Below are 26841 nucleotides of genomic sequence, written 5' to 3' on the forward strand. Positions count from 1 at the left end.
CCTCTCGACGGTTGGTGGCCTCTCGACGGGGTCGGTCAGCGCCCGGCGGGGGTGAGCCCGAGCGAGCGACCGGCGAGGCCGCGGGAGCGGTGCGCCAGCCCTCGTGCGATGCCGCGCAGGGCCACCCCGGCGGGGGAGTCGGGCTCGCCGAGCACGACGGGGGTGCCGGAGTCGCCGCCCTCCCGCAGCCGCGTGTCAAGCGGGATCTGGCCGAGCAACTCGACCGGTGCGCCGATGCTGCGCGACAGCGAGTCGGCGACGGCCTGGCCGCCACCGGAGCCGAAGATCTCCTGCCGCGTGCCGTCGGGCAGCTCGAGCCACGACATGTTCTCGATGACGCCGACGACGCGCTGGTGGGTCTGCAGCGCGATCGAGCCGGCCCGCTCCGCGACCTCGGCCGCTGCCTGCTGCGGGGTCGTCACGACGAGGATGTCGGCGTTGGGGATGAGCTGCGCGACGGAGATCGCGATGTCTCCGGTACCGGGCGGCAGGTCGAGCAGCAGGACGTCGAGGTCACCCCAGAAGACGTCGGCGAGGAACTGCTGCAGCGCCCGGTGCAGCATCGGTCCGCGCCATACGACCGGCTGGTTGCCCGGGACGAACATGCCGATCGAGATGACCTTCACGTCGTTGGCGACGGGCGGCAGGATCATGTCGTCGACCTGGGTGGGCCGGTGCTCGACGCCGAGCATCCGCGGCACGGAGAAGCCGTAGACGTCCGCGTCGACGACGCCGACCCGCAGCCCCTGCTCGGCCATCGAGGCGGCGAGGTTGACCGTGACAGACGACTTGCCGACGCCGCCCTTGCCCGATGCGACGGCGTAGACACGGGTCAGGGAACCGGGCTTGGCGAAGGGGATCTCCTTCTCGGCGGCCCCGCCGCGCAGCTGCTGGCGCAGGGCGGCCCGCTGCTCGTCACTCATGACGTCGAGCGAGATGTCGACCCCGGTCACGCCGGGGACCTTGGCGAGGGCGGCGGTCGAGTCCTTGGTGATGGTGTCGCGCATCGGGCAGCCCGAGACCGTCAGGTAGATCGTCGCCGCGACGTGCCCGGCCTCGTCGATGTCGACCGACTTGACCATGCCGAGCTCGGTGATCGGCTTGCGGATCTCGGGGTCGTTGACGGTGGACAGTGCCGTGAGCAGGTCGTCACGGCTCGGTAGTGCGGCGGCAGACATGGTCAACATCGTATGTCGCGCTCCGCGTCCTGCTGGCGGCGCCCGGTGTCTACCTCGCCACACGCCAAGGCCCGCTCGCCCGCGGAGCCGGCTGTGCGGCATACCCCTCGTGGCGGCGCCGGGCCGGCGGGGGCTACTCGGCCCGACGGGCCTCCTCGCGGGGGAGGACCAGCTGGCGCTCCTCGAGCTCGCTCAGCAGGTCGCGCAGCTCGGACCGGACGAAGTCGCGGGTCGCCTGCTCGCGAAGAGCGAGGCGCAGCGAGGCGACCTCGCGGGTGAGGTACTCGGTGTCGGCGAGGTTGCGCTCGTCGCGGGCGCGGTCCTGCTCGAGGCCGACCCGATCACGGTCCGCCTGCCGGTTCTGCGCGAGCAGGATGAGCGGCGCGGCGTAGGACGCCTGCAACGACAGGAGCAGGGTGAGCAGGGTGTAGTTCTGCGAGCGGGGGTCGAACTGCTGGGCGACGGGCATGAAGGTGTTCCACGCGAGCCAGGCGGCGCAGAAGACCGTCATCCCGATGATGAAGCCGGGGGTCCCCATGAACCGGGCGAACTTCTCGGAGAGGATGCCGAAGGCCTCTTGCGAGAGCGTGAGCCGCGGGAGGAAGGTGGCGCGCTGCTCGCGTGGCTGGTCGAGGCGGTCGCTCCGTCGCGCGAGGCGCGTCGGCTGGTCGGTCATGGCGTCACCTCCAGCTCATGGCGCTCCTCGCGCCAGTCCTCAGGGAGTATGTGGTCGAGCACGTCGTCGACCGTCACGGCGCCGATGAGCCGGCCGTCGCCGTCGACGACGGGCAGCGAGACGAGGTTGTAGGTGGCGAGCGTCCGCGCGACGACACCGAGCGGTGCGCTGGCCTCGAGCGGCTCGACGTCCTTGTCGATGATCGTGCCGACACTGGCGTGCGGCGGCTCGCGCAGGAGCCGCTGGATGTGGACAAGCCCGAGGTAGCGCCCGGTCGGCACCTCGAGCGGGGGCCGCGACACGTAGACGACGGACGCCAGCGCGGGCGCGAGCTCCTCACGGCGCACCATGGCCAGGGCCTCGGCGATCGTCGCCTCCGGGGCGAGGACGACCGGCTCGGTCGTCATCATGCCGCCGGCCGTGTTCTCGTCATAGGTGAGCAGCCGCCGCAGCGGCGCCGCCTCGTCCGGCTCCATCAGCTGGAGCAGCTGCTCGGCCTGGTCGGGGGGCAGGTCGGCGAGCAGGTCGGCCGCGTCATCGGGCTCCATGGCCTCGAGGACGTCGGCCGCGCGCTCCGTGCCGAGGCCGGCGATGATCTCCACCTGGTCGTCCTCGGGCAGCTCCTCGAGGACGTCGGCGAGCTTCTCGTCGTCGAGGGCCGCTGCGACCTCGGCGCGGCGCTTGGGGTTGAGGTCGTGGATCACCTCGGCGAGGTCGGCCACCTTGAGGTCGTCATACGTCTCGAGCAGCCGCTCCGCGCTCTGCGCCGCGGACTGCTCGTGCAGGCCGGTCACGTCGCGGATGTCGACGAGCATCGTCTTGCCCGAGCGCCGCCGGGTGAGCCGGGACATGGCCCGGGAGGCCGACGACCCGCCCGAGGCCTGGCGGACGAACACCTTGACGGCGAACCAGTCCCGGCGGGCCCGCTGCTCGATCGCGAGGTCCTCGACGATGGCCGTCGAGATGTCGGCCGCCTCCGCCTCGGGGCCGCGCACGTGGACGGTCCGGTCGAAGAGCTCTGCGGCGACGAGCGTCTCGTTGGTGCGCTGCTCGAAGCGGCGCATGTTGACCAGGCCCGTCGTGATGACGGCGCCGGCGTCGATCGACGTGACGCGGGTCATCGGGAGGAAGACCCGGCGTCGCCCGGGGACCTCGACGACCAGGCCGATGACGCGCGGCTCGGGCCGGGTGTGCGAGAACATGACGACGACGTCCCGCACCCGACCCACCTGGTCGCCGAGCGGGTCGAAGACGGCGAGACCGGTCAGGCGCGCGACGAAGACGCGGGTGCTCGCACTCATGCCCCAAGGCTAGAGGGTGCTCACCGGCGGCGGCGTGTCCCTCGCCGCTGGCGCCCGTGCCAGTGCCAGGGCCGCCAGGAGGTCGTCGTCGCCGGGGTCTCGACCGGTTCGGCCCGGTGCGAGGTCGCCGTGTAGTGGCCCGGTCCCTCGACCGGCTGGTCGAAGGGACGCAGCGCCGTGATCGTGCACTGCTCGGCCCACCGGGTCAGGCTGTCGTCGATCGCGTTGAGCCGGGCCGCCTTGAGCAGTTCGGCGGCGGTGGTCCACTCGGGGGTGCCCGGCGGCACCACTGTGGCCTGGGCCCGCGTCGTCAGCAGCCGACCGCCGGTGTCCTTGCTGCGCAGGATGATTCGGACCTCGTCGGGGAGCCAGGGGAGGGCCTGCTCGCCCGGGCCGCTCACGATGTAGGCCGTGTCGTCGGCCCAGACGTGCCAGACTCCCCAGCTGCGGCCGTCGGCGTCCTCGACCCAGAGCAGGCCCGACTTCGACAGGGCCTCGGCCAGCAGGGCGCTCGCGTTGACGGGCGGCACGTCGCTCACAGGGCCACCCTAGCCGCGCGCTCGTGACCTCGGTCATAGGTGAAGTCAGTCATAACGCGGGTCGCACGGCCGTTGCTAGCGTGCCCGCATGCGCAGCGCCAAGGACTTCTTCCGTCCCCTCGCCGTGGGAGCCCCTGCTCCCGTGACCGAGGTCCCGGCCAGGCCGAGCCGGATGATCCACTTCTTCGACCCGAGCAACGAGAAGATGGCGGCCAAGGTGCCGGCCATGGTCGGCACCGTCGACGTCCTGCTCGGCAACCTCGAGGACGCGGTCAAGGCGGACCGCAAGGAGGCGGCGCGCGCCGGCCTCGTCGCGATCGCCAGGTCCACCGACTTCGGCGAGCACACTCAGCTGTGGACGCGGGTCAACGCTCTCGACAGCCCATGGGTGCTCGACGACCTCACGACGCTCGTCACCGAGATCGGCGACAAGCTCGACGTCATCATGGTCCCGAAGGTGCAGGGCGCCGAGGACATCCACTACGTCGACCGGCTCCTCGCCCAGCTCGAGGCGCGCGTCGGCCTGACCCGGCCGATCCTCGTGCACGCCATCCTCGAGACGGCGCGCGGCATGGTCAACGTCGAGGAGATCGCGGGAGCGAGCCCACGGATGCAGGGCGTCTCGCTCGGGCCGGCGGACCTCGCAGCGGATCGCCGGATGAAGACGACACGGGTCGGCGGTGGGCACCCGGGCTACCTCGTCCGGCAGGACGCCGTCGGCGGTGACGTCCACGCCGGTCGCGCCACCTACCAGCAGGATCTCTGGCACTACACCATTGCGCGGATGGTCGACGCGTGCGCGGCAAACGGGATCTTCCCCTACTACGGGCCGTTCGGCGACATCAAGGATGTCGTCGGCTGCGAGGACCAGTTCCGCAACGCCTTCCTGCTCGGCTGCGTCGGCGCCTGGTCGTTACACCCGGCCCAGATCGACATCGCCAAGCGCGTCTTCTCACCGTCCGCGGACGACGTCGCCCACGCGCGGCGGGTCAAGGAGTCCATGGGCGACGGCACGGGTGCCGTCATGCTCGACGGCAAGATGGAGGACGACGCGTCGCTGAAGCAGTGCCTCGTCATCCTCGAGCTCGCCGAGCGTCTCTCGCAGACGGATCCAGAGCTCGCCGAGCTCTACCGGCAGTGATCCGTATGCCGCTCTCCCACTTCTCGACGAAAGGTGCACTCGAGTGAGCGCCCAGTCCCAGGCCAACCCAGCGGCATACGGCGGCTACCGCCCGCGGCGGTCCGTGCTCTACATGCCGAGCTCGAACGAGCGCGCCCTCGAGAAGGCCAAGACGCTGGCCGTCGACGCGCTCATCCTCGACCTCGAGGACGCCGTTGCCCCCGACGCGAAGGAGCAGGCGCGCGAGAACGCTTGCGCTGCAGCGAAGTCGGGCGACTATGGCAACCGCGAACTGACGATTCGGGTGAACGGCATCGGGACGCAGTGGCATGACGCCGACCTCGCGGCTGCGTCTGCTGCGGGCCCGGACGGGATCGTCGTCCCGAAGGTCAACTCCGCCGACGAGGTGCGCCAGCTCGTCGCGGCGATGGAGGCGGCCGGCGCGCCGGAGCACACGAAGCTCTGGGCGATGATCGAGACGCCGGTCGCGATCCTGCACGCCGAGGAGATCGCCCGCGCGTCCGACCGGCTCGCCGTCTTCGTCATGGGCACCAACGACCTCGTCAAGGAGCTCGGCGCGGAGCACGTGCCCGGCCGCGCCCCGATCCAGAGCAGCCTGCAGCTGGCGATCCTCGGTGCCCGGGCGGCCGGCATCGCGATCGTCGACGGCGTCTTCAACCACGTCAAGGACGCCGACGGGTTCGCCGCCGAGTGTCGGCAGGGCCGCGAGCTCGGCTTCGACGGCAAGACGCTGATCCACCCGGGTCAGGTCGACGCCTGCAACGCCGCCTTCGCGCCGAGCGAGGACGAGGTCGCGAACGCCCGCGAGATCATCGCGGCCTTCGAGTCGGCGCAGGCTGAGGGCCGCGGCGTCGTGACCGTGAACGGCCGGATGATCGAGAACCTCCACGTCGACACGGCTCGCAAGGTGCTCGCCACGGCCGAGGCCATCGCCGCTCGCACCGCCTGACTCCTCAGCGTGTCGTGCGCCGTGCCTCGACAATCCAGCCGTGGCTGGATTGTCGAGGCGTTCCCTGCCTGTCGGCCTCGCTTTTTCAGCCCGGGCTGGATTGTCGCGGTGGCACGGCGGTCAGCTTCTGCGGGTTGCGGACGGCGTGCACCTCGATGATCCGGTCGTCCTCGACGGTGAAGAAGTAGACGGCGTCCGTGCCGTCCGGCCCCGAGGTGACGACGGCGAGCTCGCCGTTGACCTCACGGAACTCGTACGTCAGCGTCGCGGCCTCGGGGGTGGTGAGCACGCCCAAGAGCCAGCGTGCGACCTTGTCCGCCGTGTGGATCGGTCGCAGGGCGGCGCGCCGGACGCCGCCGCCGTCCGTCACGAGGGTGACATCGGGGGACAGCACGGCGAGCAGCCCCTCGACGTCACCCTGCCCGGCCGCCGTGACGAACCGCTCGACGACGGCGCGGTGGCGCGGAGCCTCGACCGCCTGCCGTGGCCGGCGTGCCTCGACGTGGGAGCGGGCCCGGCGCAGGAGCTGCCGGACCGCGGCGGGTGACCGGTCGAGCGCCCGGCCGACCTCGGCCGACGGCATCCCGAAGACGTCGCCGAGGACGAAGGCCGCGCGCTCGAGCGGGCTGAGCGACTCGAGGACGATGAGCAGCGCCATCGACACCTCGTCGGCGAGCACCGCAGCGTCGGCACCGTCGACGGCCGGCCCCGTGGCGACTGGTTCCGGCAGCCACGGCCCGACGTAGCTCTCCCGTCGGGCGCGGAGCTGACGCAGGCGGTTGAGCGCCAGCCTGGAGGTGACGGTGAGCAGGTAGGCGGGAGCGTCGTCGACCGTCTCGGGGTCGACCCCGTTCCATCGGATCCACGCCTCCTGCACCACGTCCTCCGCGTCGGCGTGCGAGCCGAGGATCCGGTAGGCCGCGCCGACGAGGAGCCGCCGATGGGCCTCGAAGGTCGTGGTCGCGTCGGCGGTCATCTGGCGGCTACCTCACAGTGGTCCTTGAAGCCCTGGCTGGTCAGCCCGAGAGCGGAGTTCGTCCGGGAGCGCTGGTTCTCGAGGGAGATCATCGCAGTGAGCTCCACGAGCTGCTCGTCGGTCAGCTCGAGACGCAGGCCGGCGACCATCTCGTCGGTGACCTCCGGCGGCGTCGCGGTCATCGCCTCTGCGTACCCGAGACGCGGCGCTCCAGCGGGGAGTAGACGTCGCTCGAGCGCCAGTTCGCCAGGTGCTCCAGCTTGGCCGCGGCCATGCCCCGGTTCCGTGCCAGGTAGTAGCCGAAGTCCATGCACCAGCTGCAGCCGATCTGCGCGGAAACGGCGGCGACGGCGAGGTCCTTCAGCTCGGGGTCGAGGGACCCCCACCGCTCGACGCTCAGCTCGAACCGCCCCGTCGACAGGAACACCCGACGATGGTGCATGAGGGCGAGTCCCGGCTCGAGCATGGCACCGAACCGGCGTCTGCTCCACCAGGTGACGGCCCGAGTGAAGAGGGTGTCGGGGTGCTCGAGCGGGATGCGGGCGGTGGTGGTCATGTCGGTCCTCCGGGCTCGGTTCGGGTGGGTCATGGATGAGGACACGGGAATGCCGAGAAATGTGACATCAGCGGCCCGCGCGGCGGGACGCGCCCGGGGCAGCACCGTGGACACGCCGCGGGAGGGTGCTGCATCGCGGCTCGATTGCGGCCACACTGTGCCCCGTGCCCAACCGCCCGTCGCCGATCCGCTCCCGCGCGGGCTCCCCACCCTCGCGTCCGCGTCAGCCGCGCGAACCGGGTCATGCCGAGGCACCGCTGAAGCTCACGCGCAGGGGCATGCTCACCTTCGGCGTGCTCGGCGCCGCGACGGTGCTGGGGGCCGGGACCGCCGTCCTCGGCGGCGGTGACACGGCGGTGCCCGTCACGATGACGCCGGAGGTGCACGCGAGCCCGGTGGCGGTGGAGTCCACGGAGCTGCAGACGCACACGAAAGTCGGCGGAGCGGCATACGTCTACGAGGTGGACGGACAGCCGACCGCCTACTACGTGACGACAGCGTTCCGGACCCGGCTGGAGCGGTGGTACGCGACCCATCTCAAGGAGACCGGGCAGCGGCCGGACGAGGTGCGGTCGTTCGGCGCATGGACGCCCGGCGCGGAGGGGTCGTGGCATGGCTCTGGTGAGGCGTTCGACGTCGCCCGGCTGCGCGCCAAGGGCAAGGACCTCGTCTCGGCGCGCTACGACAAGTGGCGCGACGACACCGCAGCCGAGGTGCGCACCCGGCTGCGGCTCTACTGGCAGCTCGCCGCCGGTCTGCACCTGGAGTTCGCGGACGTCGTGACCTACCTCTACGACTCGAACCACAGCAACCACATCCACGTCGACACCGGACGGTTCGGGCCCACCGGCGCTCCGCGGCTCATTCCTCGCTCGGAGGTGCAGGTGCAGGCGGTGCAGGCCATGTGCCGCCACGTGTGGGGCCGGGCCGGGGTCGAGATCACCGGGCACCTCGACACGGCCACCCGCGACGCGACGGCCAAGGTCATCGCCGACCACGGCGGCCAGCACGCCATCGACGACGGCGTCGAGGGCTGGCGCGCCTTCCTCCTGCCGACCCTGCGCGCGGCGTGAGCCCGAACACCCCACCGGGCTGGGCGCCGCCGCGCCCGTAGGATCGAGCGCATGGCCAAGCGCGTGCTCACCCCGCAGTCGGAGGACTTCCCCCGCTGGTACCAGGACGTCATCGCCAAGGCGGAGCTCGCCGACAACGGCCCGGTGCGCGGCACCATGGTGATCCGGCCGTACGGCTATGCAATCTGGGAGCGGATGCAGGCCGACATGGACGGCCGGATCAAGGCCGCCGGCGCCCGCAACGCGTACTTCCCGCTCTTCATCCCCGAGTCGTACCTCAAGCGCGAGGCCGAGCACGTCGAGGGGTTCAGCCCCGAGCTGGCCGTCGTGACGCACGCGGGCGGCAAGGAGCTTGAGGAGCCCGTCGTGGTCCGCCCCACGTCCGAGACCGTCATCGGCGAGTACATGGCCAAGTGGGTGCAGAGCTATCGCGACCTGCCGCTGCTGCTCAACCAGTGGGCCAACGTCGTGCGCTGGGAGCTGCGGCCTCGGCTCTTCCTGCGCACCAGCGAGTTCCTCTGGCAGGAGGGGCACACCGCCCACGTCTCCGAGGAGGACGCGCGGGCCTACGCGGAGCGGATCCACGTCGATGTCTATGACGCCTTCATGCGCGAGCTGCTCGCGATCCCCTCAGTGCTGGGCCGCAAGACGGCGGCGGAGCGGTTCGCCGGCGCGACGAACACCCTTGCCCTGGAAGCGATGATGCGCGACGGCAAGGCTCTGCAGATGGGCACGTCGCACGAGCTCGGGCAGAACTTCGCCAAGGCCTTCGACATCCGCTACCTCTCCGACGAGGGTGTCGAGGAGCACGCGTGGACGACGTCGTGGGGCAGCTCGACGCGGATGGTCGGCGGCCTGATCATGACGCACGGCGACGACCAGGGGCTGCGGGTGCCGCCGCGGGTGGCTCCCGTCCAGGTGCTCGTCACGGTCGTCAAGGCGGGAGAGGGCGTCCTCGAGGCGGCCCGCGCGCTCGTGGCCGACCTCGTCAAGCTCGGGGTGCGGGCGGAGCTCGATGACCGCGTCGACACGCCGTTCGGACGCCGCGCGGTCGACGCCGAGCTCAAGGGCATCCCCTTGCGCGTCGAGGTCGGGCCCCGTGACCTCGCCGAGGGGTCCGTCGTCCTCGTGCGCCGCTTCGACGGGTCCAAGCGCAGTATGCCGCTGGGCCAGGTGCGCGACGCCGTGCCGTCCCAGCTCGCCGAGGACCAGCAGGCCCTGTATGACGCCGCCCTCGCTTTCCGCGAGTCGCGCACCGTCGCTGCGGCCAGCATCGACGAGGCGGCCGAGGCGGCGCGCTCCGGGTGGGCGACGATCCCGTGGTCGGTTCTCGGGGTCGACGGTGAGGGCAAGCTCGCTGCGTCGGGGATCACGGTGCGGTGCCTGACGATGCCCGACGGGAGCGTGCCGGCGAGCGAGGATGCCGACGGGGTGCTCGCCGTGGTGGGCCGGGCCTACTGATGCCGGGGTCGACACCGCCCGTGCCGTCGGCGGACCCGCCGCCCGACACGCTGACACAGCTGCTGCGGCAGCGCGAGAGCGTCATGGTCTACGACCGCGAGCACGTCATCCCGGCGGCCGACCTCCGCGCGATCCTCGAGGCCGCTCGCTGGGCGCCGTCGGCGGGCAACTCCCAGCCCTGGGGGTTCATCGTGGGGCGGCGCGGCGACGAGACGCACCGCAAGATCGTGCAGGTTCTCTCCGCCGCGAACCAGGCCTGGGCGCCGGCCGCCTCGGTCATCATCATCACGCTGCACCAGGTCGCGACCGACTTCGACCACGAGATCGCCTACTCGGACTACGCGATGTTCGACCTCGGGCAGGCGGTCGCCCACATCACCGTGCAAGCGCGGTCGATGGGCCTGCAGGTGCGCCAGTTCGGTGGCTTCGATCATCGGGCTGCCAACGAGGCGTTCGAGGTGCCGCCGCACTGGGCCGCCACGACCGGGATCGCGCTCGGGCTGCCGGCGACGCACGGCGAGGAGGCGTCGCTGCCCGGCTGGGTCCAGCAGCGCTCCCGCCTCCCGCGTGAACGTCTGCCACTCGAGGCGTTCGTGCACTCCGGCAGCTTCGGCCACGCCGCCGACTTCCTCGCCGAGCGCTAGTCACCTTTCCTCGAGACGGCTACCAGCGGGCGGCGCCGGCGGCCGCGGCCGCGAGGTCGCCGAAGAACTCCTCCGCCTCAACCTCGAGCCCGCGTCGGGTGAACCAGTCGGTCATGTTGCGCGCATCCCGCTCGAGGAAGTCGAACCCGTGCGGGTTGCCGATGACGTCGACGACCTGCGGCCAGTCGATGATGACGAGCCGCTCGCCGTCCAAGAGGACGTTGTACGGCGAGAGGTCGCCGTGCGCCCAGCCCAGCTCGGCGAGGGACGTGAGGGCAGACCGCAGCTGCTCGAAGAGGTCGGCCAGCAGGTCCGGCGCGGGTCGCGCCTGCACGAGCCGGGGCGCTGCCGCCCCGTCGGGGGTGCCGATGAACTCCATCAGCATCTCCGATTCGGTCAGCTGCACCGGATAGGGCACCGGCAGCCCCTCCCGCCAGAGGGTCGTGAGCGTGTCGAACTCCGTGAACGCCCACATCCCGCTGATCATCTGCTTGCCGAACGCCGTCCGGGTTCGCATCGCCCGCATCTCGCGGGACTTGCGGACCCGACGGCCCTCCAGGTAGCCGGCGTCCCGGTGGAAGAGGCGGTGGTCCGTCGAGCGGTAGCGCTTCGCCGCCATGAGCACGTCGCGCTCGCGGTCGGCCGGGAGCCAGCGTCGGACGAGGTGGACGTCCGCCTCCTTGCCCGTCTTGAGGATGCCGAGGTCGGACTCGACGGCGCCGAGGTCGGTGATCACCCAGTCGGGCCGGGGCGTCGGCCCGTGGCTCGCGCCGTCCCACGTCGACCAGCGCTCGCCCTCGGGCGGAGCGTCCGGCTCGGTGTCGACGGCGTGGCCGCCGCTGCTCAGGGTGTCGTCGTGTGATTCAAAGGTGCTGCGTGACAAGGGAACTCCAAGGTTGTCGAGGTGTGGGCGGTGACGCCCGTGACCGTGATGGACATGTCGACCTCCTCGGAGTCGGCGCCGGCCCCACTGGCCGGCTGCTCGCGACCAGCCTCTCCGGTCGACCGCGCTTGAGACAACCGAATTTCGGCGCCGGTCGACTTCGCTGAATCGGTATCAACCGGACGACTCGCGCCTCTACCGTGATGTCAGGGGTGACTCGGACTCGTCGGAGGGAGCCGTAGATGCCAGTGAGGTCGTTCGCCGGGGGCGCGGTGCGCGTCGAGCACCCGAGCTCCTACGACGCGAGGCCGGCGGCCCGCACCCGGGCGCTGCCGGGCGAGCCGGGCTACGAGACGCAAGCGAGCAAGGACGCGCTGCTGCAGGCGCTGGGCGACAACGGCTTCGAGCACGTCCAGAGCGTCGACGTGGCGCCCGTGCGAAGCCGGGCGCTCGGCGAGGCGGACGCCCCCACCCGCAGCCTGTCCCTCGATGTCGACGTGTCCACCGACGAGGACGCGGTCGTCCTCTTCGAGCAGGACGGCGTGTATTCGTGGCACCTGCCCGTCATCCCGGCCGGCCGCAGCCGCTCCATCGACCGGGGGCCCAGCACTCGGCACTTCGAGATCGACGTCCGGCCGGCACCGGCCGCCCAGCCGGAGGTGCGGGCGGACGCGCCGGGGCGGCGCACCCGGGGCCTGCTCGGCAGCATCATCCAAGGGGCCGCCCAGGCGATCGTGCTCCGCTTCGCCGCCCCGTTCGTCGTCGACAAGGCCATCGACCTGCTCGAGAAGCATGTCCAGCCGGGCCTGCTCCACCTCACCTCGCCCGACATCGCGGACTGGCACCGGGTCGAGACCCTGGACGAACTGCACCTGCCCACCGACCGGCCGCAGCGGGTCCTGCTCTTCGTCCACGGCACCTTCTCGTCGACGGCAGGCGGCTTCGGCGCCCTGACGGTGACCGACTCGGGCCGCACCTTCCTCGCGCGAGCCATCGAGCGGTATGACGCTGTGCTGGGTTACGACCACATCACCCTCAGCGTCGACCCCCGCCAGAACGCCGAGGACCTGCTGCGCCGACTCAGCGCGCACCATCCGGAGGCGGAGTTCGTCGTCGACATCATCACGCACAGCCGCGGCGGCCTCACGACCCGCAGCCTCGTCGAGTACGAGCTGCCCGGGTCGGCCTGGCCCGGCCGGGTCGACCGGATCGTCTTCGTCGCCGCGACGAACGCCGGCACCCACCTCGCCGACCCCGAACGGTGGTCCGACCTCGTCGACCTCTACACCAACCTCGCGTCGGCGGCGGCGCGCGGACTCGGCCTGCTGCCGGGTGCCGCCCCGGCGGCCGCCATCGTCGGCGGTGTCGTCCAGGGGATCGCCGCCTTCGTCAAGTACCTCGTCTCCTACGCCGGGGACAAGCACGGCGTGCCGGGGCTCGCGGCGATGATGCCCGGCAGGGCCTTCGTCACCGAGATCAACAAGGAGCAGCCGGGACAGCCGGCTCCCGGCACCAGCTGGTTCGTCGTCTCGTCGAACTTCCACGTCTCGCTCCTCGACGACAGCCACAACCCGCCGGAGTTCCCGCGCGAGCTCGCGGTGAAGCTCAAGGAGGGCTTCGTCGACCAGCTCTTCAAGGCCGACAACGACCTCGTCGTCGACACCGCCTCGATGTCCGCGATCGGCCTGCCGACCGGGGGGTTCGTCGCGGACGAGCTCGCGCTCGGCACCAACGACGTCGTCTTCCACAGCAACTACTTCGGCCAGGACCGGGTCGTCGCGCAGTTCGAGCGGTGGCTGCTGCCCCACGGGGCCCACGCAGAGCCGCCCGCGGTGGGCGCCGAACCGCCCGAGGTCGGTGCCGAATCGCCCGAGGTTGGTGCCGAGCCGCCGGTGGACTCTCTGCCCCCCGCCGAGGCGGACCTCGAGCTGCCGGACGTCCTCGTGCCGCCCTCGCGCGATCTCGCGCCGGCCCGCGAGCGGACCGTGCCGCCGCCGGCTCCCTCCCCGCCGCCGCCAGCTCCGTCCGCGCCGCCGGTGCCGACGCCGCCTGCCGTGGCACCGGTGGAGGCGCACCTGGCGGCCGAGATGCCGGCCCTGATGGTCCCCGAGGAGCCGGCTGACCTCCGGGTCCGGCTCTCCCGCAACGCGATCGCGCCCACCGCAGGCACGGCCCACGACGGCGCCGTCGTGTCCGTCGACGAGAGCCGGCCGCTGACGGTCCGGGTCGTCGGCAAACGCAACGCCGAGGTGATCGGTGCGGACAGCGACGTCTTCGCCCTTCCACCCGGTGGTGGCACGTCCGAGCTCGTCTTCCGGGTCCGGCCGCGCCGTCCGGGGCCGGTCGAGCTCAGCGTCGTGGTCCGGCAGGGCACCGTGCCGATCGGCACGCTGCGCCTCTGCGCGGACGCCACGGCGCCCGCAGCGGTCCCGACCGCCCTGGTGGGGCCGGCGACGGTGACAGCGCGCACTCCGCTCGGCATCGACGCACCCGAGCTCGAGGGACTGCCGTGCCTCGAGATCTTCGAGACCGAGCAGGGCGACGACGTCGTCTACGAGTACGCCCTGCGGCTCGAGCAGGGCGGCCCCGTCCAGCGGTTCGCCTCGCCGCCGCTGCACGACCGGGCCGGCTTCGTCCGGGCGCTGCTGCGTCGCGTCGAGGACGCATGGCTCGAGCTGGGTGACCGTCCCTCGGCCTTCCTGGCCGAGATCCAGGACCTCGGCGCCTCCCTCTTCGAGCAGCTCTTCCCACAGGACATGCAGGCGCTGCTGTGGAAGCACCGCAACCGGATCACCGACCTGCTTGTCCACGCCGACGAGCCGTACATGCCCTGGGAGCTGGTCCACCTCAAGCCGCCAGTGGGCCCGCGCCAGAAGGCGCCCCGCTTCCTCGCCCAGCACGGACTCGTCCGGTGGCAGTTCACCGGTTTCCCGCCCAAGACGCTCCGGGCGAGGGAGGGCCACGTCCGCTCGCTCTGCCCGGACTACCTCGACCCGGCCTTCGCCCTCGCGGAGACCGGCCTCGAGGCGGAGTTCCTCGCTGCGAAGTTCGGCGCCATCCCGGTCAACGCGACACCGACCGACGTCCGCCGACTGCTCCGCCGGGGAGACTTCGACCTGCTCCATTTCGCGGGTCACGGCCTTGCGGACTCGGCGGACATCTTCGACGCCAAGGTGCTGCTCCGGGGCCGCAAGCGCGGCAAGTCCGTGCTGCCTCAGTACCTCACCGCGACGAACGTCACCGAGAACGGACGCTGGAGCAAGCCCGGCTCCGGCCCCATGGTCGTGCTCAACGCCTGCCAGGTCGGGCGTGGGGGCGAGCAGCTCTCCACCCTGGGCGGTTTCGCGAAGGCGTTCCTCGACGCCGGTGCCTCGGCGTTCATCTCGAGCCTGTGGTCCGTCGGGGACCAGCCGGCCCGGACCTTCGTCGAGACCTTCTACGACGAGCTGCTCTCCGGCACTCCGGTCGGCCTCGCGACCGTCCGCGCGCGGGAGCGGGCGCGCAAGGCCGGTGACGCGACGTGGCTCGCGTACGTCGTCTACGCACGGCCGGACGCCACGCTCGAAACCCTTTGACGAACACAGGGATTCACCAACAGACAAGGAGCGCATCATGGGCCAGAAGGCACTGTGCGTCGGCATCAACGAGTTCGCCCACCTGCCCATGAGCAGTTGGTTGTCGGGATGTGCCAACGACGCGGAGGACATCGCCGCGACCCTGCGCAAGCGCGGCTTCAAGAAGGCGGACACGACCGTCCTCGTCGACGGGGACGCGACGAAGGAGCGGGTCCTCGGGCGGCTCACCGACCTCGTGCACAGCGCGAAGGAGGGCGACCACGTCTTCTTCTCCTTCTCCAGCCACGGGACACAGGTCCCCGACGTCGACGGCGACGAGAAGGTCGACCACCTCGACGAGGCCTTCGCCTGCCACGACATCGCGCCGAAGGGCGACCAGTGGGACCCCGACACGGTCATCATCGATGACGAGCTGCGCGACCTCTTCAGCCACATCCCCAAGGGCGTGCTCGTCGAGGTGCTCCTCGACACGTGCCACAGCGGCACCGGTCTGCGGCGGATCGACCAGCTCGCACACGACCTGCTCATCGGCCGACGTCCCCGCTACCTGCCGCCTCCGACGCGGCGCGGCCTGACCCGGTCGATCGAGATCTCGAGCGCGCCCAGGCCGAGTCAGAACGGCGCGGACCACCAGGCGCTGGCCGAGCTCGCCCGGTCGAGGTCGACGAAGAGCCGCCCGGTCCTCTTCGCGGCATGCAAGCCTGCACAGACGGCTGCCGACGCCACCTTCGGAGGGCGGTCCAACGGGGCCTTCACCTACCTCTTCCTCAAGTCGCTCAAGGACCAGCCGGAGGGGACGCGCGCGAAGCTGCTGACCGCGGTGACCGCTGGGCTCAAGGCCGAGAACTTCGACCAGCGAGCCACGCTCGAAGGACCGGGCGCAGCGAAGCGGACCGGGTTCGGCGCGACGTGGTGAGGCGAGCCGCGACGGACGGGTGACGAGCGTTACAGGTGGGGGTGCTCACACGACGCGGATACTGTCGGGGAGCACGCTGAGCGGCATACTCCTTGCTTGTTGACCCGCACCGACGAGCAAGGGAGCGTTCGCGCATGTCCCGTCTCCAGCAGACCGACGGCCTCACCGAGGAGCAGAGCGAGCTGATCAAGCTCGTGCGGGAATTCGTCGACGAGCAGATCATCCCGGTCGCCACCGACCTCGAGCACAAGGACGAGTACCCGCAGGCGATCGTCGACGGGATGAAGGAGATGGGGATCTTCGGGCTGATGATCCCCGAGGAGTACGGCGGCCTGGGCGAGTCACTGCTCACCTACGCGCTCTGCGTCGAGGAGATCGCGCGCGGCTGGATGAGCGTCAGCGGAATCATCAACACCCACTTCATCGTCGCCTACATGCTGCTCCAGCACGGCACCGAGGAGCAGAAGCAGCGCTACCTGCCCCGGATGGCGACCGGCGAGATCCGCGGTGCGTTCTCGATGAGCGAGCCCGGCTGCGGCTCCGACGTGTCGGCCATCAAGACCAAGGCCGTGCGCGAGGGTGACGAGTGGGTCATCAACGGACAGAAGATGTGGCTCACGAACGGCGGCTCCGCCAACCTCGTCGCCGTCCTCGTCAAGACCGACACCGGCGCCGACTCGGTCTACCGCAACATGACGACCTTCCTCATCGAGAAGGAGTCCGGCTTCGGTGAGACGGCGCAGGGCGTCACGGTGCCCGGCAAGATCGAGAAGATGGGCTACAAGGGTGTCGACACGACCGAGCTCGTCCTCGCGGGCCACCGGACGAGCGATGCGCAGATCCTCGGCGGCGAACCGGGTCGCGGCTTCTACCAGATGATGGACGGCGTCGAGGTGGGTCGCGTCAACGTCGCGGCGCGCGGCTGCGGCGTCGCGCGGCGCGCGTTCGAGCTCGGCATCGCCTATGCCCAGCAGCGCGAGACCTTCGGCAAGAAGATCGTCGACCACCAGGCCGTCCTCTTCCGGCTCGCCGACATGGCGGTCAAGGTCGAGGCGGCCCACGAGATGATGGTCAAGGCCGCCCGCAAGAAGGACTCCGGCGAGCGCAACGACCTCGAGGCGGGCATGGCCAAGTACCTCGCCTCGGAGAACTGCGCGCAGGTCGTCGAGGACTCGTTCCGGATCCACGGCGGCTACGGCTACTCCAAGGAGTACGAGATCGAGCGGCTCTACCGGGAGGCGCCGATGCTCCTCATCGGCGAGGGCACCGCCGACATCCAGCGGATGATCATCGGCCGCCGGCTCGTCGAGGACTACAAGCTCAAGGGCTGAGCGTGCCGCAGTCTCCCGGTCCGGGCACCCCTCGCGTGCAAGGATGGAGTGCATGAGCATGCAACCGAAGGGCCCAGGGCAGCGGCCAGGATTCGCGACGCTGTCTCTCGACTACCCGATGTCGCTCGGTGTCTTCGACAAGTACGAGGAGGCCCAGCGGGCCGTCGACACCCTCTCGGACAAGGGCTTCCCCGTCCAGAACTGCCTCATCGTCGGCACCGACCTCAAGCAGCTCGAGCGGGTGACGGCCCGGCTGACGTGGGGCCGCGTGATCCTCGCCGGAGTGCTCTCGGGCCTGTGGCTCGGCCTGTTCGTCGGGCTCATCTTCGCCCTGTTCAACCGGCAGGAGAGCGCGTTCGCCCTGCTCATCTCCTGCGCGCTCTACGGCGCCCTGTTCGGCCTCATCTGGTCGGTCATCGGCTATGCGTTCACGCGGGGGACGCGTGACTTCCAGTCGGTGAGCCAGGTCGTCGCCACGAAGTACGAGGTGTTCGTCGAGCACAAGTTCGCGCAGCAGGGCCGGGACATCCTCACCGAAGCCGGCATCCACGGTCAGGGCCAGGCCGTCTACGTCCCACCGGCCGGCGCCGCGGGCGAGCCCGTCACGTCGTCGGACGCCGACCGCTACCCCCGGCCGGAGCATCCCGGGTCGGTGCCGCCGCCCCCGCCGCCGGTGAACCGCGACGCCCCCTGAGAGCCCGACAGCGAGCGGACCTGACCGGGCGGCACACAGGCAGACGACGAGAGGCCGGTCCCATCGCGGGGCCGGCCTCTCGACGTCAGGTGATCAGCGGGACTGGACCTCACGGATCCAGGCCTCGACCTCGCCGCTGGTGCGTGGCATCGAGGCGGAGAGGTTCACGTTGCCGTCCTCGGTGATGAGCACGTCGTCCTCGATCCGGACACCGTTGCCCCGGAACCGCTCGGGCGCCAGCTCGTCGTCGGCCTTGAAGTAGAGGCCGGGCTCGACGGTGAGGATCATCCCCGGCTTGAGCTCGGCATCCATGTAGTCCTCGCGCGTCGCCAGGGCGCAGTCGTGCACATCGATGCCGAGATGGTGGCTCGTGCCGTGCACCATCCAGCGGCGGTGGTACTGGCCGTGCTCCTTGTCGAGCGTGCCCTCGACGTCGACGCCCTCGGGGAGCAGGCCCCACTTGTGCAGGTGCTCGGCGATGACGCGGATCGCCGCGTCGTGGATGTCGCTGAACCTGTTGCCCGGCCGGGCCGCCGCAATGCCGGCCTCCTGCGCGGCGAACACCGCGTCGTAGATCTCGCGCTGGGCGTCGGTGAAGGTGCCGCTCACCGGCAGGGTGCGGGTCACGTCCGCGGTGTAGAGCGAGTCGACCTCCACCCCGGCGTCGAGCAGCAGCAGGTCGCCCTCGCGAACCTCGCCGGTGTTCTTGATCCAGTGCAGCGTGTTGGCGTGGTCACCGCTGGCACAGATCGAGTCGTAGCCGACTCCGTTGCCGTGGTGCCGGGCGTGGAGGCCGAAGACTCCTTCGACCCAGCGCTCCCCGCGCCCGCGGCGGACCGCCTCCGGCAGGTCGCCGATGACGGCCTCGAAGCCGCGCTGCGTGCCCTCGATGGCCGAGCGCATCTGCTCGACCTCCCACGCGTCCTTGACCATGCGCAGCGTGGACAGGAACGTCGCGAGCTCGTCGTCGGGGCTCTTCTGCTCCTCGTCGGCGACCGCGGCCGCCCCCGTCTCCGACGTCGCGGTGGCGTCGGCCGCCGTGTCGGACCGGTCGCCGTCGATGGCGCTGCCGCCGGACTCGTGGCGGACCTCGTCGACCAGCGCGGTGACCTGCGGGTCGGCCTCACGGAGCACGCGGAGCCGGGTGACGCCGGCGTCCTTGGCGAGGGCGTCGCGCAGCTCGTCGATGTGGCGGGCGGTGATGCCGAGCTCCGCCTCGACGTCCTCGATCGTCGGACGGGCCCCGACCCAGAACTCGCCGTAGCGCGCGTCGCCGAAGAACTCCTCGGTGTCGCGGCCGGCGAGCGGACGGAAGTAGAGCACCGCCTCGTGGCCGGCACCACCCGGGCCGGCCTTCGGCTCGAGGACGAGCACGGCGTCCGGCTCGCGGTCGCTGCCCAGGCCGGACAGGTGGGCGAAGGCGCTGTGAGGGCGGAAGACGTAGTCGCAGTCGTTGCTGCGGACCTTGAGGCCGCCGGCCGGGACGACCAGGCGCTCACCCGGGAACTGGGCGCTGACCACGGCACGACGCTGAGCGGCATACTCGGCGACCTCGGCACGCGCGGGGCGCCCCCCGCTGCGCGGGGCCCAGCCGCGCGCGACGAACGCACGGAACTCGTCCGTCGTGGGGCGGGGGCGGTTCTCGGACTTCTTCTGCTCTTCACTGGTCACGCCCCCCATCGTCGCACGCGTCCGCAATCCGATTTCGCGAGCGCATTAGGGTGGCGCCCGTGGCACGTTGGGACAGCTCCGGCCGACCGTCGAGCGCCCGGCTCGGGCGTTCGAGCCTCAGGGCGAGCACGCGTCGCGTCATGCGACCGAGCGGACCCCCCACCGACGAGATACCGGTCTGGACGTCGCCGGACGGCGTCGACCGCCAGACCGCGCAGGCCGTCATCGACCTGGCCATGCGGGCCGGCGTCGCGATGCTCTCGACGGGGGCCGCGGCCGCGGACGTCACGGGCACGGTGCTCATGCTGACGAACGCCTACGGGCTGCGATCGGTCCACGTCGACGTCAGCTACACGTCGGTGACGGTGTCCTATCACCGGGGCCCGGACGCGGACCCCATGACCGTGCTGCGCATCGTGCGGTTCCGGGTGCAGGACTACACGCGGCTCGAGCGGCTCCGCTCCCTCATCGTCGAGCTCGTCGCCGAGCCGATCGACCCGGCGGAGGCGCGGGTGCGGGTCGACGCGGTGATCAGCGCGCCGCATCCCTACCGGCGGTGGGTCGTCACCGCGGCCGGCGCCGTCCTCGCCGCCGCCGTCGCCGGCCTCATCGGCGGCGGCTGGCTCATCATCGGGGCGACCTTCGTCAGCGCCGCGATCATCAGCCGCGTCCTCGACTGGCTGGGGCGGGTCGGGGTCGCCTCGTTCTTCTCCCAGGTCGTCGGGGCGGCCATCCCGACCGTCGCGGCGACGCTGGTCGTCGTCGCGCAGTCGAAAGGGGTGACGAGCCTGCAGGACGTGTCGCCCTCGCTCATCGTCGCCGCCGGCATCGTCCTGCTCCTGTCCGGGCTGTCCGTCGTCGGCTCCGGGGAGGACGCCCTGTCCGGCTACTACGTGACCGCGGCCGCCCGCGCCTTCGAGGTCGTGGTGCTCTCCCTCGGCATCGCGACCGGCGTCACCGTCGTGCTCGCCGTGGGGCAACGGCTCGGGTATCCCATCGCCATCACCCCGTTCACCCGGCTCACCGACGACCTGCGCATCCAGGTCGTGTGCGCCGCGATCATCTCCCTCGCGTTCGCCATCGGCGCGTATGCCAGCGGCCGGGCAGCCACCCTGGCCGGACTGGCCGGGGCCGGCGGCTGGCTCGCCCTCGGCGCCATCGAGGACCTCGGGCTCGGGCCGACGACGGCGTCGGCGGGCGCCTCGCTCATCATCGGCTTCGTCGCGCGCCTGCTCGCGCGCCGGCTCGACGTGTCGGCGCTGGCGGTCACGACCGCGGCGATCGTGCCGATGCTGCCCGGCCGGGCCGTCTACCAAGGAATCTCGCAGGTCGTCTCGGAGCCGTCGGGGGCGGGCATCAACGCCGGCCTGCCGACGCTCGCCGGGGCGTTCGGCCAGGGCCTCGCCCTCGCGGCCGGGGTGTCCCTCGGCACCTACTTCGCCGGTCTCGTGCTCGCCCGACGGTTCGGGCAGCGCCTCGCCGTCCCGGCCGGAGCCGTGGTGCCGCACGACCCGGTGCAGCGGCCGGAGCGGCCGGCCCTGTCCGACACCGGTGAGATGCCCACGGTCGACGCGGCCGGGCTCGACCCGCGCTCGGAGCTCACACGTCGCGAGGGGTGATCGGCTGCGACCGCTTGTGCATCGTGCGGTCGTACCAGCCCTCGATCGTGGCCCGGTCCGCGTCGGACACGTCCTTGCCCTCGAGGTAGTCGTCGACCGCCTGGTAGGACACGCCGAGTGCCGCCTCGTCCGGGTTGAGCGGCTTGTTGTCCTCGAGGTCGGCCGTCGGGACCTTGTTGACGAGGGACTGGGGTGCCCCGAGGTGGGCGGCGACCGCCCGGACCTGTCGCTTCGTCAGGCCGGCGAGCGGCACCAGGTCGCAGGCCCCGTCGCCGAACTTCGTGAAGAACCCGACGACCGCCTCGGCGGCCTGGTCCGTGCCGAGCACGAGCATCCGGCGGGCGCCGGCGACGAGGTACTGGGCGATCATCCGCTCGCGGGCCTTGACGTTGCCCTTCTGGAAGTCGGCCCAGTTGTCCGGCAGACCTGCCGCGGTGAAGTCGATCGTCCCCTTGTCGACCTCCTCGAAGAGCGCGTCGGTCGCCGACTTGATGTTGACGGTGACGACCTCGTCGGCGGCAAGGAAGTCGAGCGCCGCCCGGGCGTCCTGCTCGTCGGCCTGCACGCCATACGGCAGGCGCATGGCGACGAACGTCGCGTCCCCGCCCTGCTCGCGGACCCGCTCGCACGCGAGCTGCGCGAGTCGCCCGGCCGTCGTCGAGTCGACCCCGCCGCTGATCCCGAGCACGTAGCCCCGGGCGTTCGTGCGGAGCAGGTAGGAGGCGAGGAACGCGATCCGCCGCTCGGCCTCCTGCGCCGGCTCAATGGTGGGCTGGACGCCGATCGCGGCGATGATCTCCTGCTGCTTGTCCGTGGTCACGGGGGGACGGTACCCCCGCCGGCGTGAGGAAGCACACGGCGGACCGCCATGTCCGTATGCCGCTCACTCGGGCACGCTGGGACCGTTCTGTTTCGCAGGTGAGGAGTAGGCATGCAGTTCGGGCGCAGCTATGAGGAGTTCGAGGTCGGAGCGGTCTACAAGCACTGGCCCGGCAAGACGGTCACGGAGTACGACGACCACCTCTTCTGCCTGCTGACGATGAACCACCACCCGCTCCACATGGATGCCCACTACGCCGAGGAGACGACGCAGTTCGGCAGGAACGTCGTCGTCGGCAACTACGTCTACTCGCTCCTGCTCGGCATGTCGGTGGCCGACGTCTCGGGGAAGGCCATCGCCAACCTCGAGGTCGAGTCGCTGCGCCACGTCGCGCCGACCTTCCACGGCGACACGATCTACGGAGAGACCCGGGTGCTCGACAAGTGGGAGAGCAGGAGCAAGGACGACCGGGGCGTCGTGCACGTCGAGACGATCGGCTACAACCAGGACGGCAAGGTCGTCTGCATCTTCCGGCGCAAGGTGATGGTGCCGAAGCAGAGCTACCTCGAGGCCCGCGGCGGTGAGCAGCCGGGTCGCCCGGTGCCCCAACCGGACAAGAACTGGCCCGGCGACCCCGCAACACACCGAGCAGACGCCAACTCCTGACGGAAATACCCGTCGTGCGGTGGCACCTGCTCGGGGTGTTGCCCGGGGAAGGGGACCGTCCACAGGGGGCTGGTGCGCGCGCACCTGTCCACAGGCGCGGGGCCGAGCCTGTCCGGACGGCCGTATGCCGCTCACCCTGCTCCCATGGACAACCGACTTCAGGCGTTGGCCGGCGAACAGGCCGGTGCGTTCTCGAGCACCCAAGCCCTCGCCCGTGGCGTTGACCCGCTCGAGCTGCGGGCGGCCCTGCGCCGGGGCGGTCGTCCGGGTGCGACGCGGCGCGTATGTGGCGCGTGGCGCCTGGGACGCGGCTGACCAGGACGGCCGCTACCTGCTGACGGCACTCGCCACGGTGCACACCCGGCCGGGCGACGCGCTGAGCCACCACGCAGCCCTGGCCGCGCACGGACTGCCGCTGTTCGGCCACGATCCGACGCGCGTCGACGTTGTGTCGAACGTCCGCCAAACGGTGAACCGATGCGGGCTGTGGGTCCATCCGGTGTCGGGGGCCGGCGTCGTCGAACGGCTCGGCGTCGTGGTGGTGCGACCGGCCCGGCGATCGTCCGCCGCGGACGCCAACGGCGACTCCGGGAGGGACGCCGGCGAGGCGGTGTGGCTGGAGAAGCGGCGGGAGGATGCCATCCGGCGCCGGGGTCATCCGGTCGAGCGGGTCATCTGGAGAGACCTCGACCGACCGGCTCGGATCGGCAGCCGGGTCCGCGCCGCGCGTCAGCTCGTCTCGCCCGCAGTCCTCGACCCCGCAACACGCCGAGCAGTGGCCACCCCGTGACGGAAATACCCGTCGTGCGTTGACGACTGCTCGGTGTGTTGCGGCGTGGTGGGCCTGCGAGTGGTGGGTTTGCGGCGTGGTGCGTCGTGGGTGGTCGGCGCCCCTAGGCTTGGCTCGTGACGCCCCGCGAGCCGATCATCGACCTGCACACGCACTCCACCGTGAGCGACGGCACGGACACGCCTGCCGAGCTCGTCGCTGCCGCCGTCGCCGTGGGAGTCGACGTCCTGGGGATCACCGACCACGACACCGTCGGTGGATGGGCCGAGGCGGACGAGGCGGCGCAGGCGCAGGGGCTCACGCTCGTCAAGGGGATCGAGATCTCCTGCCACTACTTCTCCTCCTCGCTGCACCTGCTGGGCTACCTCACGGACCCGGCCGACCCGGGGCTCACCGAGGAGCTGACCCGCGCGCGGGAATCGAGGGCGACCCGGCTGGAGCGGATGGTCGAGCGCATGGTGGCCGACGGGATCCCGATCTCCTACGAGCAGGTGCTGAGGCACGTCGCCCGGGGCGCCACACCGGGGCGCCCGCACATCGCCGACGCGCTCATCGAGTCCGGGGTGATCCAGCACCGCGACGAGGCCTTCGTCGACTGGCTCAACGAGTCGTCGCCCTACTACGTCCATCACTACGCCATCGAGCCGGCCCGGGCGGTGCGCCTCGTCCGGGCCGCCGGGGGAGTGCCGGTCATCGCGCACCCGTTCACCCGCACCCGGGGCTCGAGCATTCCCGACTCGTTCGTCGAGGAGCTGGCCGACGCCGGCCTCGCGGGGCTCGAGGCCTACCACCGCGACCACGGCCCGGAGGAGGTCGCGCGCGCCGAGCGCCTCGGCCGGGACCTCGGCCTGCTGCTGACCGGGTCGAGCGACTACCACGGCACGGGCAAGCAGAACCGTCTCGGCGAGAACACGACGCGGCCCGAGGTGCTCGAGGCGATCATCAAGCAGTCGAGCGGGATCACCGAAGTGGTCCGCCCGTGAGCGGACTCGACCTCACGCTCTTCCTGTCCACGTTCATCACCCTCATCGTCATCCTCGACCCGCCGGGCATCGTGCCCGTCTTCCTTGCCCTGACGGGGTCGCTGACGCCCGCGCAGCGCAACAACGCCGCGTTGCGCGCCGCCGGTGTGGCGGTGCTCGTCATCGCGATGTTCGCGATCTTCGGCCAGCAGATCCTCGACTACCTGCACATCTCCATCGCGGCACTGCAGGCGGCGGGCGGTCTGCTGCTCCTGCTGATCGCCCTCCAGCTGCTGATGGGGCGCGAGTCGGGGGCGCAGCGCGACGTCGGCGTGAACGTCGCGATGGTCCCGCTCGGCACGCCGATGCTGGCCGGTCCGGGGGCCATCGTCGCGACGATGGTCGCAGTGCAGGGCGCCTCGGGCCCGGGCGGCTACCTCTCCGTCGGGGCCGCGCTGCTCGGCGCCATCGTCGTGGTCTACCTCGCGATGCGCTTCGCCGGGGCCCTCCGGCGGGTCCTCGGCGAGAGCGGGACGATGCTGCTGACCCGCATCGCCGGCCTGCTCCTGTCGGCCATTGCCGTCGAGATGATCGCGGGCGCCATCCGCACCTTTGTCACCACCACCTCCTAGGGTGAGCCCGTGACCACCCAGCCCGAGCAGCAGACCTTCGCGGGGATGCCGACGCCGCTCTACACGGCCTCGCCCTCCCGGCTGCTCGCCTGGCTCGACTGCCCCCGCCGCTACCGGATGCAGTACCTCGACCGGCCGCGTCCGGCCGCCCGAGCGCAGCGGGCGCACACCTCCGTCGGCATCGCGACGCACAACGCGCTGCGCGACTTCTGGGATCTGCCTCACGCCGACCGGACCCCGGCCGGGGTGGCCGCCCTCGTGCGGACGAGCTGGATCGACGTCGGCTTCCGTGATGCCGAGCAGTCGGCGACGTGGCGGCTCAAGGTTCGCGACGGTGTCACGAACTACCTGCGGGGCATCGACCGGCACCAGCAACCGCTCGGCATCGAGCGGAGTGTGTCGCTGCGCACCGACTCGATCGCCGTCACCGGCCGCATCGACCGCCTCGACGCCCGGGACGGGGAGCTCGTCGTTGTCGACTACAAGACGGGGCGGCACGAGCCCACCGAGACCGATGCCCGCACGTCACTGCCCCTCGCGCTCTACGCCGCCGGCGCGAGCCGCACCATGCGGCGGCCCTGCTTCCGCGTCGAGCTGCACCACATCCCGACCGGCAACGTCGTCGCCCACGAGCACACGCCCGAGTCGCTGCAGCGCAAGCTCGCGGAGGCAGAGTCGATCGCCCGCGACCTGCGCACCGCCGACGCCGAGTTCCGCGAGCAGGGGACCGAGTCGCCCCGGTTCCCGGCTCGCCCCTCCGCGATGTGTCCGTGGTGCGACTACCGGGCGCACTGCGAGGAGGGGCAGCGGATGGGCCCGGAGAAGTCCGACTGGGCGGGCCTCGAGACCGGCACCTGACACACTGGGCCCATGGCACCCAGCACGTCATCCGGCGCCCGCGTCATCGCCCTGGCCAACCAGAAGGGCGGTGTCGCCAAGACGACCTCGGTCGCCTCACTCGGTGCCGCGCTCGCCGAGCGCGGCAAGAGGGTCCTCCTCGTCGACCTCGACCCCCAGGCCTGCCTGACGTTCTCGCTCGGCGTCGATCCCGACGCCCTGGAGACGTCCGTCAACGAGGTGCTGCTCGGCGCGGTGGAGGTCGAGGGGGCCGTGATCCACTGCGACGACGGCTTCGACCTCGTGCCGTCGGTCATCGACCTCGCGGGGGCCGAGGCGATGCTGCTGCCGCGCCCAGGACGCGAGTACGTCCTGCGCACGGCCCTCGAGGGGAGCCGGGCGGCCTACGACGTCATCCTGCTCGACTGCGCGCCGAGCCTGGGTGTCATCACCCTCAACGCGCTCACCGCGGCCGACGGGCTCATCATCCCCATGCCGTGCGAGATGCTGAGCCACCGCGGCGTCGGTCAGCTGCTCGACACCGTCGCGGACGTCCAGAAGATCCTCAACCGCGACCTCGAGGTCTGGGGCGTGCTGCCGACCCTCTTCGACGGCCGCAGCCGCCACGCCCGCGAGGTGCTGGCCGACGTGGGGGAGCGCTACGAGCTGCCCGTGCTCGAGCCGCCCATCCCCAAGACGGTCCGGTTTGCCGAGGCGCCGGCCGTGGGTCGCTCCATCCTCGCGACGGCCGGCAGCTCCAAGGGCGCCCAGGCCTACCGCCAGGTCGCCGAGGTCCTGCTCCGGCGACTCTGACCTTGCCCGTCGGGGGCACTGCCTGGGGCCACGCCCAGCTGCACGGGTGGGCCGTCGGCCCACCCGTGCCGAAGGTCACTGCGCCTCGGTGCTCGGGGCGCTCGCGGCCGACCCGGGGCGACCCTGACCGCCACGCCG

General features: G+C 71.4%; 27 protein-coding genes. 17 read left to right on the top strand and 10 right to left on the bottom strand.

The window, feature by feature from the left end:
• Nucleotides 1-35: 35 nt before the first annotated feature.
• The 4 genes from N864_RS06705 to N864_RS06720 all read right to left on the bottom strand — a co-directional run bounded on the left by N864_RS06705 (nucleotide 36) and on the right by N864_RS06720 (nucleotide 3694).
• Entirely contained in the window at nucleotides 36-1178 is a 1143-nt protein-coding gene (locus tag N864_RS06705; protein WP_034714873.1) for an Mrp/NBP35 family ATP-binding protein, read from the bottom strand.
• Nucleotides 1179-1311: 133 nt separating this feature from the next.
• Entirely contained in the window at nucleotides 1312-1854 is a 543-nt protein-coding gene (locus tag N864_RS06710; RefSeq protein WP_034714874.1) for a DUF1003 domain-containing protein, read from the bottom strand.
• Nucleotides 1851-3155: a magnesium transporter MgtE N-terminal domain-containing protein gene (locus tag N864_RS06715; RefSeq protein ID WP_034714876.1), complete on the bottom strand. Its 1305-nt coding sequence runs from the start codon at nucleotides 3153-3155 to the stop codon at nucleotides 1851-1853. The genes N864_RS06710 and N864_RS06715 overlap by 4 nt, the downstream gene beginning before the upstream one ends.
• Before the next feature lie 20 nt (nucleotides 3156-3175).
• Nucleotides 3176-3694, bottom strand: a complete 519-nt coding sequence (locus N864_RS06720) for a hypothetical protein (RefSeq protein ID WP_034714878.1) — start codon at nucleotides 3692-3694, stop codon at nucleotides 3176-3178.
• An 88-nt stretch (nucleotides 3695-3782) separates the two neighbouring features.
• Here N864_RS06720 and N864_RS06725 point away from each other — a divergent pair, with 88 nt between their 5' ends.
• Both N864_RS06725 and N864_RS06730 read left to right on the top strand, forming a co-directional pair.
• The gene (locus N864_RS06725; protein WP_034714880.1) at nucleotides 3783-4835 is read left to right on the top strand and encodes an HpcH/HpaI aldolase/citrate lyase family protein; all 1053 of its coding nucleotides are present in this window, start codon (nucleotides 3783-3785) and stop codon (nucleotides 4833-4835) included.
• 43 nt (nucleotides 4836-4878) lie between these two features.
• Nucleotides 4879-5784 (top strand): HpcH/HpaI aldolase/citrate lyase family protein, encoded by a 906-nt coding sequence (locus tag N864_RS06730; RefSeq protein ID WP_276203093.1) that lies wholly within the window; start codon nucleotides 4879-4881, stop codon nucleotides 5782-5784.
• 85 nt (nucleotides 5785-5869) lie between these two features.
• Here N864_RS06730 and sigJ read toward each other — a convergent pair whose 3' ends face one another.
• From sigJ to N864_RS06740, 3 genes are read right to left on the bottom strand one after another with little or no spacing between them, the layout of a single operon-like run.
• Nucleotides 5870-6760: an RNA polymerase sigma factor SigJ gene (gene sigJ, locus N864_RS06735; protein ID WP_034714882.1), complete on the bottom strand. Its 891-nt coding sequence runs from the start codon at nucleotides 6758-6760 to the stop codon at nucleotides 5870-5872.
• Nucleotides 6757-6942, bottom strand: a complete 186-nt coding sequence (locus N864_RS25615; RefSeq protein ID WP_205620875.1) for a carboxymuconolactone decarboxylase family protein — start codon at nucleotides 6940-6942, stop codon at nucleotides 6757-6759. Before N864_RS25615 ends, sigJ begins: the two co-directional genes overlap by 4 nt.
• Complete coding sequence (locus tag N864_RS06740) at nucleotides 6939-7316, bottom strand: carboxymuconolactone decarboxylase family protein (RefSeq protein WP_205620876.1); 378 nt, start codon at nucleotides 7314-7316, stop codon at nucleotides 6939-6941. The genes N864_RS25615 and N864_RS06740 overlap by 4 nt, the downstream gene beginning before the upstream one ends.
• Before the next feature lie 278 nt (nucleotides 7317-7594).
• Here N864_RS06740 and N864_RS06745 point away from each other — a divergent pair, with 278 nt between their 5' ends.
• From N864_RS06745 to N864_RS06755, 3 genes are read left to right on the top strand one after another with little or no spacing between them, the layout of a single operon-like run.
• A complete protein-coding gene (locus tag N864_RS06745; protein ID WP_081793465.1) occupies nucleotides 7595-8389 on the top strand; it encodes a hypothetical protein in 795 nt (264 codons plus the stop codon).
• A 51-nt stretch (nucleotides 8390-8440) separates the two neighbouring features.
• Nucleotides 8441-9850 (top strand): proline--tRNA ligase, encoded by a 1410-nt coding sequence (gene proS / locus N864_RS06750; protein WP_034714884.1) that lies wholly within the window; start codon nucleotides 8441-8443, stop codon nucleotides 9848-9850.
• Entirely contained in the window at nucleotides 9850-10494 is a 645-nt protein-coding gene (locus tag N864_RS06755; RefSeq protein ID WP_051518279.1) for a nitroreductase family protein, read from the top strand. Before proS ends, N864_RS06755 begins: the two co-directional genes overlap by 1 nt.
• Before the next feature lie 19 nt (nucleotides 10495-10513).
• On the opposite strand, the gene N864_RS06760 is transcribed toward N864_RS06755, so the two are convergent.
• Entirely contained in the window at nucleotides 10514-11377 is an 864-nt protein-coding gene (locus tag N864_RS06760) for a serine protein kinase RIO (protein WP_051518280.1), read from the bottom strand.
• A 242-nt stretch (nucleotides 11378-11619) separates the two neighbouring features.
• Here N864_RS06760 and N864_RS06765 point away from each other — a divergent pair, with 242 nt between their 5' ends.
• The 4 genes from N864_RS06765 to N864_RS06780 all read left to right on the top strand — a co-directional run bounded on the left by N864_RS06765 (nucleotide 11620) and on the right by N864_RS06780 (nucleotide 17893).
• Nucleotides 11620-14952: a CHAT domain-containing protein gene (locus N864_RS06765; protein ID WP_034714886.1), complete on the top strand. Its 3333-nt coding sequence runs from the start codon at nucleotides 11620-11622 to the stop codon at nucleotides 14950-14952.
• A 37-nt stretch (nucleotides 14953-14989) separates the two neighbouring features.
• A complete protein-coding gene (locus N864_RS06770; protein ID WP_034714888.1) occupies nucleotides 14990-15868 on the top strand; it encodes a caspase family protein in 879 nt (292 codons plus the stop codon).
• A 134-nt stretch (nucleotides 15869-16002) separates the two neighbouring features.
• A complete protein-coding gene (locus tag N864_RS06775) occupies nucleotides 16003-17199 on the top strand; it encodes an acyl-CoA dehydrogenase family protein (protein WP_034714891.1) in 1197 nt (398 codons plus the stop codon).
• Nucleotides 17200-17251: 52 nt separating this feature from the next.
• Nucleotides 17252-17893 carry a YflT domain-containing protein gene (locus N864_RS06780; RefSeq protein WP_240474241.1) on the top strand — a complete coding sequence of 214 codons (642 nt, stop codon included), beginning with the start codon at nucleotides 17252-17254 and terminating at the stop codon, nucleotides 17891-17893.
• A 93-nt stretch (nucleotides 17894-17986) separates the two neighbouring features.
• Here the strand turns inward: N864_RS06780 and N864_RS06785 are convergent, their stop codons facing one another.
• On the bottom strand, nucleotides 17987-19564 hold the full coding sequence (locus tag N864_RS06785; protein ID WP_240474242.1) for an aminopeptidase P family protein: 1578 nt from the start codon (nucleotides 19562-19564) through the stop codon (nucleotides 17987-17989).
• Between the two features lie 140 nt (nucleotides 19565-19704).
• On the opposite strand from N864_RS06785, the gene N864_RS06790 reads away from it, so the two are divergent.
• Entirely contained in the window at nucleotides 19705-21183 is a 1479-nt protein-coding gene (locus N864_RS06790) for a threonine/serine exporter family protein (RefSeq protein ID WP_051518281.1), read from the top strand.
• Here N864_RS06790 and nadE read toward each other — a convergent pair.
• A complete protein-coding gene (nadE, locus tag N864_RS06795; RefSeq protein WP_034714895.1) occupies nucleotides 21164-22003 on the bottom strand; it encodes an ammonia-dependent NAD(+) synthetase in 840 nt (279 codons plus the stop codon). The two genes, N864_RS06790 and nadE, sit on opposite strands and share 20 nt — an antisense overlap.
• Before the next feature lie 111 nt (nucleotides 22004-22114).
• Here nadE and N864_RS06800 point away from each other — a divergent pair, with 111 nt between their 5' ends.
• The 7 genes from N864_RS06800 to N864_RS06825 all read left to right on the top strand — a co-directional run bounded on the left by N864_RS06800 (nucleotide 22115) and on the right by N864_RS06825 (nucleotide 26703).
• Nucleotides 22115-22669 (top strand): MaoC family dehydratase, encoded by a 555-nt coding sequence (locus N864_RS06800; RefSeq protein ID WP_034714896.1) that lies wholly within the window; start codon nucleotides 22115-22117, stop codon nucleotides 22667-22669.
• A gap of 144 nt (nucleotides 22670-22813) precedes the next feature.
• Entirely contained in the window at nucleotides 22814-22984 is a 171-nt protein-coding gene (locus N864_RS25620; RefSeq protein WP_205620877.1) for a hypothetical protein, read from the top strand.
• On the top strand, nucleotides 22956-23459 hold the full coding sequence (locus N864_RS06805; protein ID WP_205620878.1) for a hypothetical protein: 504 nt from the start codon (nucleotides 22956-22958) through the stop codon (nucleotides 23457-23459). Before N864_RS25620 ends, N864_RS06805 begins: the two co-directional genes overlap by 29 nt.
• Nucleotides 23460-23575: 116 nt before the next feature.
• A complete protein-coding gene (locus N864_RS06810) occupies nucleotides 23576-24442 on the top strand; it encodes a PHP domain-containing protein (RefSeq protein ID WP_081793467.1) in 867 nt (288 codons plus the stop codon).
• Nucleotides 24439-25053 (top strand): MarC family protein, encoded by a 615-nt coding sequence (locus tag N864_RS24580; RefSeq protein WP_034714900.1) that lies wholly within the window; start codon nucleotides 24439-24441, stop codon nucleotides 25051-25053. Before N864_RS06810 ends, N864_RS24580 begins: the two co-directional genes overlap by 4 nt.
• 9 nt (nucleotides 25054-25062) lie before the next feature.
• Nucleotides 25063-25911, top strand: coding sequence for a RecB family exonuclease (locus tag N864_RS06820; protein ID WP_240474243.1), 849 nt, complete (start codon nucleotides 25063-25065; stop codon nucleotides 25909-25911).
• Between the two features lie 12 nt (nucleotides 25912-25923).
• Nucleotides 25924-26703: a ParA family protein gene (locus N864_RS06825; RefSeq protein WP_034714901.1), complete on the top strand. Its 780-nt coding sequence runs from the start codon at nucleotides 25924-25926 to the stop codon at nucleotides 26701-26703.
• Nucleotides 26704-26841 lie beyond the last annotated feature (138 nt).

It is taken from the genome of Intrasporangium chromatireducens Q5-1, assembly GCF_000576575.1.
GTDB classification, from domain to species: domain Bacteria; phylum Actinomycetota; class Actinomycetes; order Actinomycetales; family Dermatophilaceae; genus Intrasporangium_A; species Intrasporangium_A chromatireducens.

What these genes read in the sequence shown, in the direction of transcription:
- N864_RS06705 (WP_034714873.1), bottom strand. Translation starts at nt 1,178, where the DNA reads ATGTCTGCCGCCGCACTACCGAGCCGTGACGACCTGCTCACGGCACTG.
- N864_RS06710 (WP_034714874.1), bottom strand. Translation starts at nt 1,854, where the DNA reads ATGACCGACCAGCCGACGCGCCTCGCGCGACGGAGCGACCGCCTCGAC.
- N864_RS06715 (WP_034714876.1), bottom strand. Translation starts at nt 3,155, where the DNA reads ATGAGTGCGAGCACCCGCGTCTTCGTCGCGCGCCTGACCGGTCTCGCC.
- N864_RS06725 (WP_034714880.1), top strand. Translation starts at nt 3,783, where the DNA reads ATGCGCAGCGCCAAGGACTTCTTCCGTCCCCTCGCCGTGGGAGCCCCT.
- sigJ (WP_034714882.1), bottom strand. Translation starts at nt 6,760, where the DNA reads ATGACCGCCGACGCGACCACGACCTTCGAGGCCCATCGGCGGCTCCTC.
- N864_RS25615 (WP_205620875.1), bottom strand. Translation starts at nt 6,942, where the DNA reads ATGACCGCGACGCCGCCGGAGGTCACCGACGAGATGGTCGCCGGCCTG.
- N864_RS06740 (WP_205620876.1), bottom strand. Translation starts at nt 7,316, where the DNA reads ATGACCACCACCGCCCGCATCCCGCTCGAGCACCCCGACACCCTCTTC.
- N864_RS06745 (WP_081793465.1), top strand. Translation starts at nt 7,595, where the DNA reads ATGCTCACCTTCGGCGTGCTCGGCGCCGCGACGGTGCTGGGGGCCGGG.
- proS (WP_034714884.1), top strand. Translation starts at nt 8,441, where the DNA reads ATGGCCAAGCGCGTGCTCACCCCGCAGTCGGAGGACTTCCCCCGCTGG.
- N864_RS06755 (WP_051518279.1), top strand. Translation starts at nt 9,850, where the DNA reads ATGCCGGGGTCGACACCGCCCGTGCCGTCGGCGGACCCGCCGCCCGAC.
- N864_RS06765 (WP_034714886.1), top strand. Translation starts at nt 11,620, where the DNA reads ATGCCAGTGAGGTCGTTCGCCGGGGGCGCGGTGCGCGTCGAGCACCCG.
- N864_RS06770 (WP_034714888.1), top strand. Translation starts at nt 14,990, where the DNA reads ATGGGCCAGAAGGCACTGTGCGTCGGCATCAACGAGTTCGCCCACCTG.
- N864_RS06775 (WP_034714891.1), top strand. Translation starts at nt 16,003, where the DNA reads ATGTCCCGTCTCCAGCAGACCGACGGCCTCACCGAGGAGCAGAGCGAG.
- N864_RS06780 (WP_240474241.1), top strand. Translation starts at nt 17,252, where the DNA reads ATGAGCATGCAACCGAAGGGCCCAGGGCAGCGGCCAGGATTCGCGACG.
- N864_RS06790 (WP_051518281.1), top strand. Translation starts at nt 19,705, where the DNA reads ATGCGACCGAGCGGACCCCCCACCGACGAGATACCGGTCTGGACGTCG.
- N864_RS06800 (WP_034714896.1), top strand. Translation starts at nt 22,115, where the DNA reads ATGCAGTTCGGGCGCAGCTATGAGGAGTTCGAGGTCGGAGCGGTCTAC.
- N864_RS25620 (WP_205620877.1), top strand. Translation starts at nt 22,814, where the DNA reads ATGGACAACCGACTTCAGGCGTTGGCCGGCGAACAGGCCGGTGCGTTC.
- N864_RS06825 (WP_034714901.1), top strand. Translation starts at nt 25,924, where the DNA reads ATGGCACCCAGCACGTCATCCGGCGCCCGCGTCATCGCCCTGGCCAAC.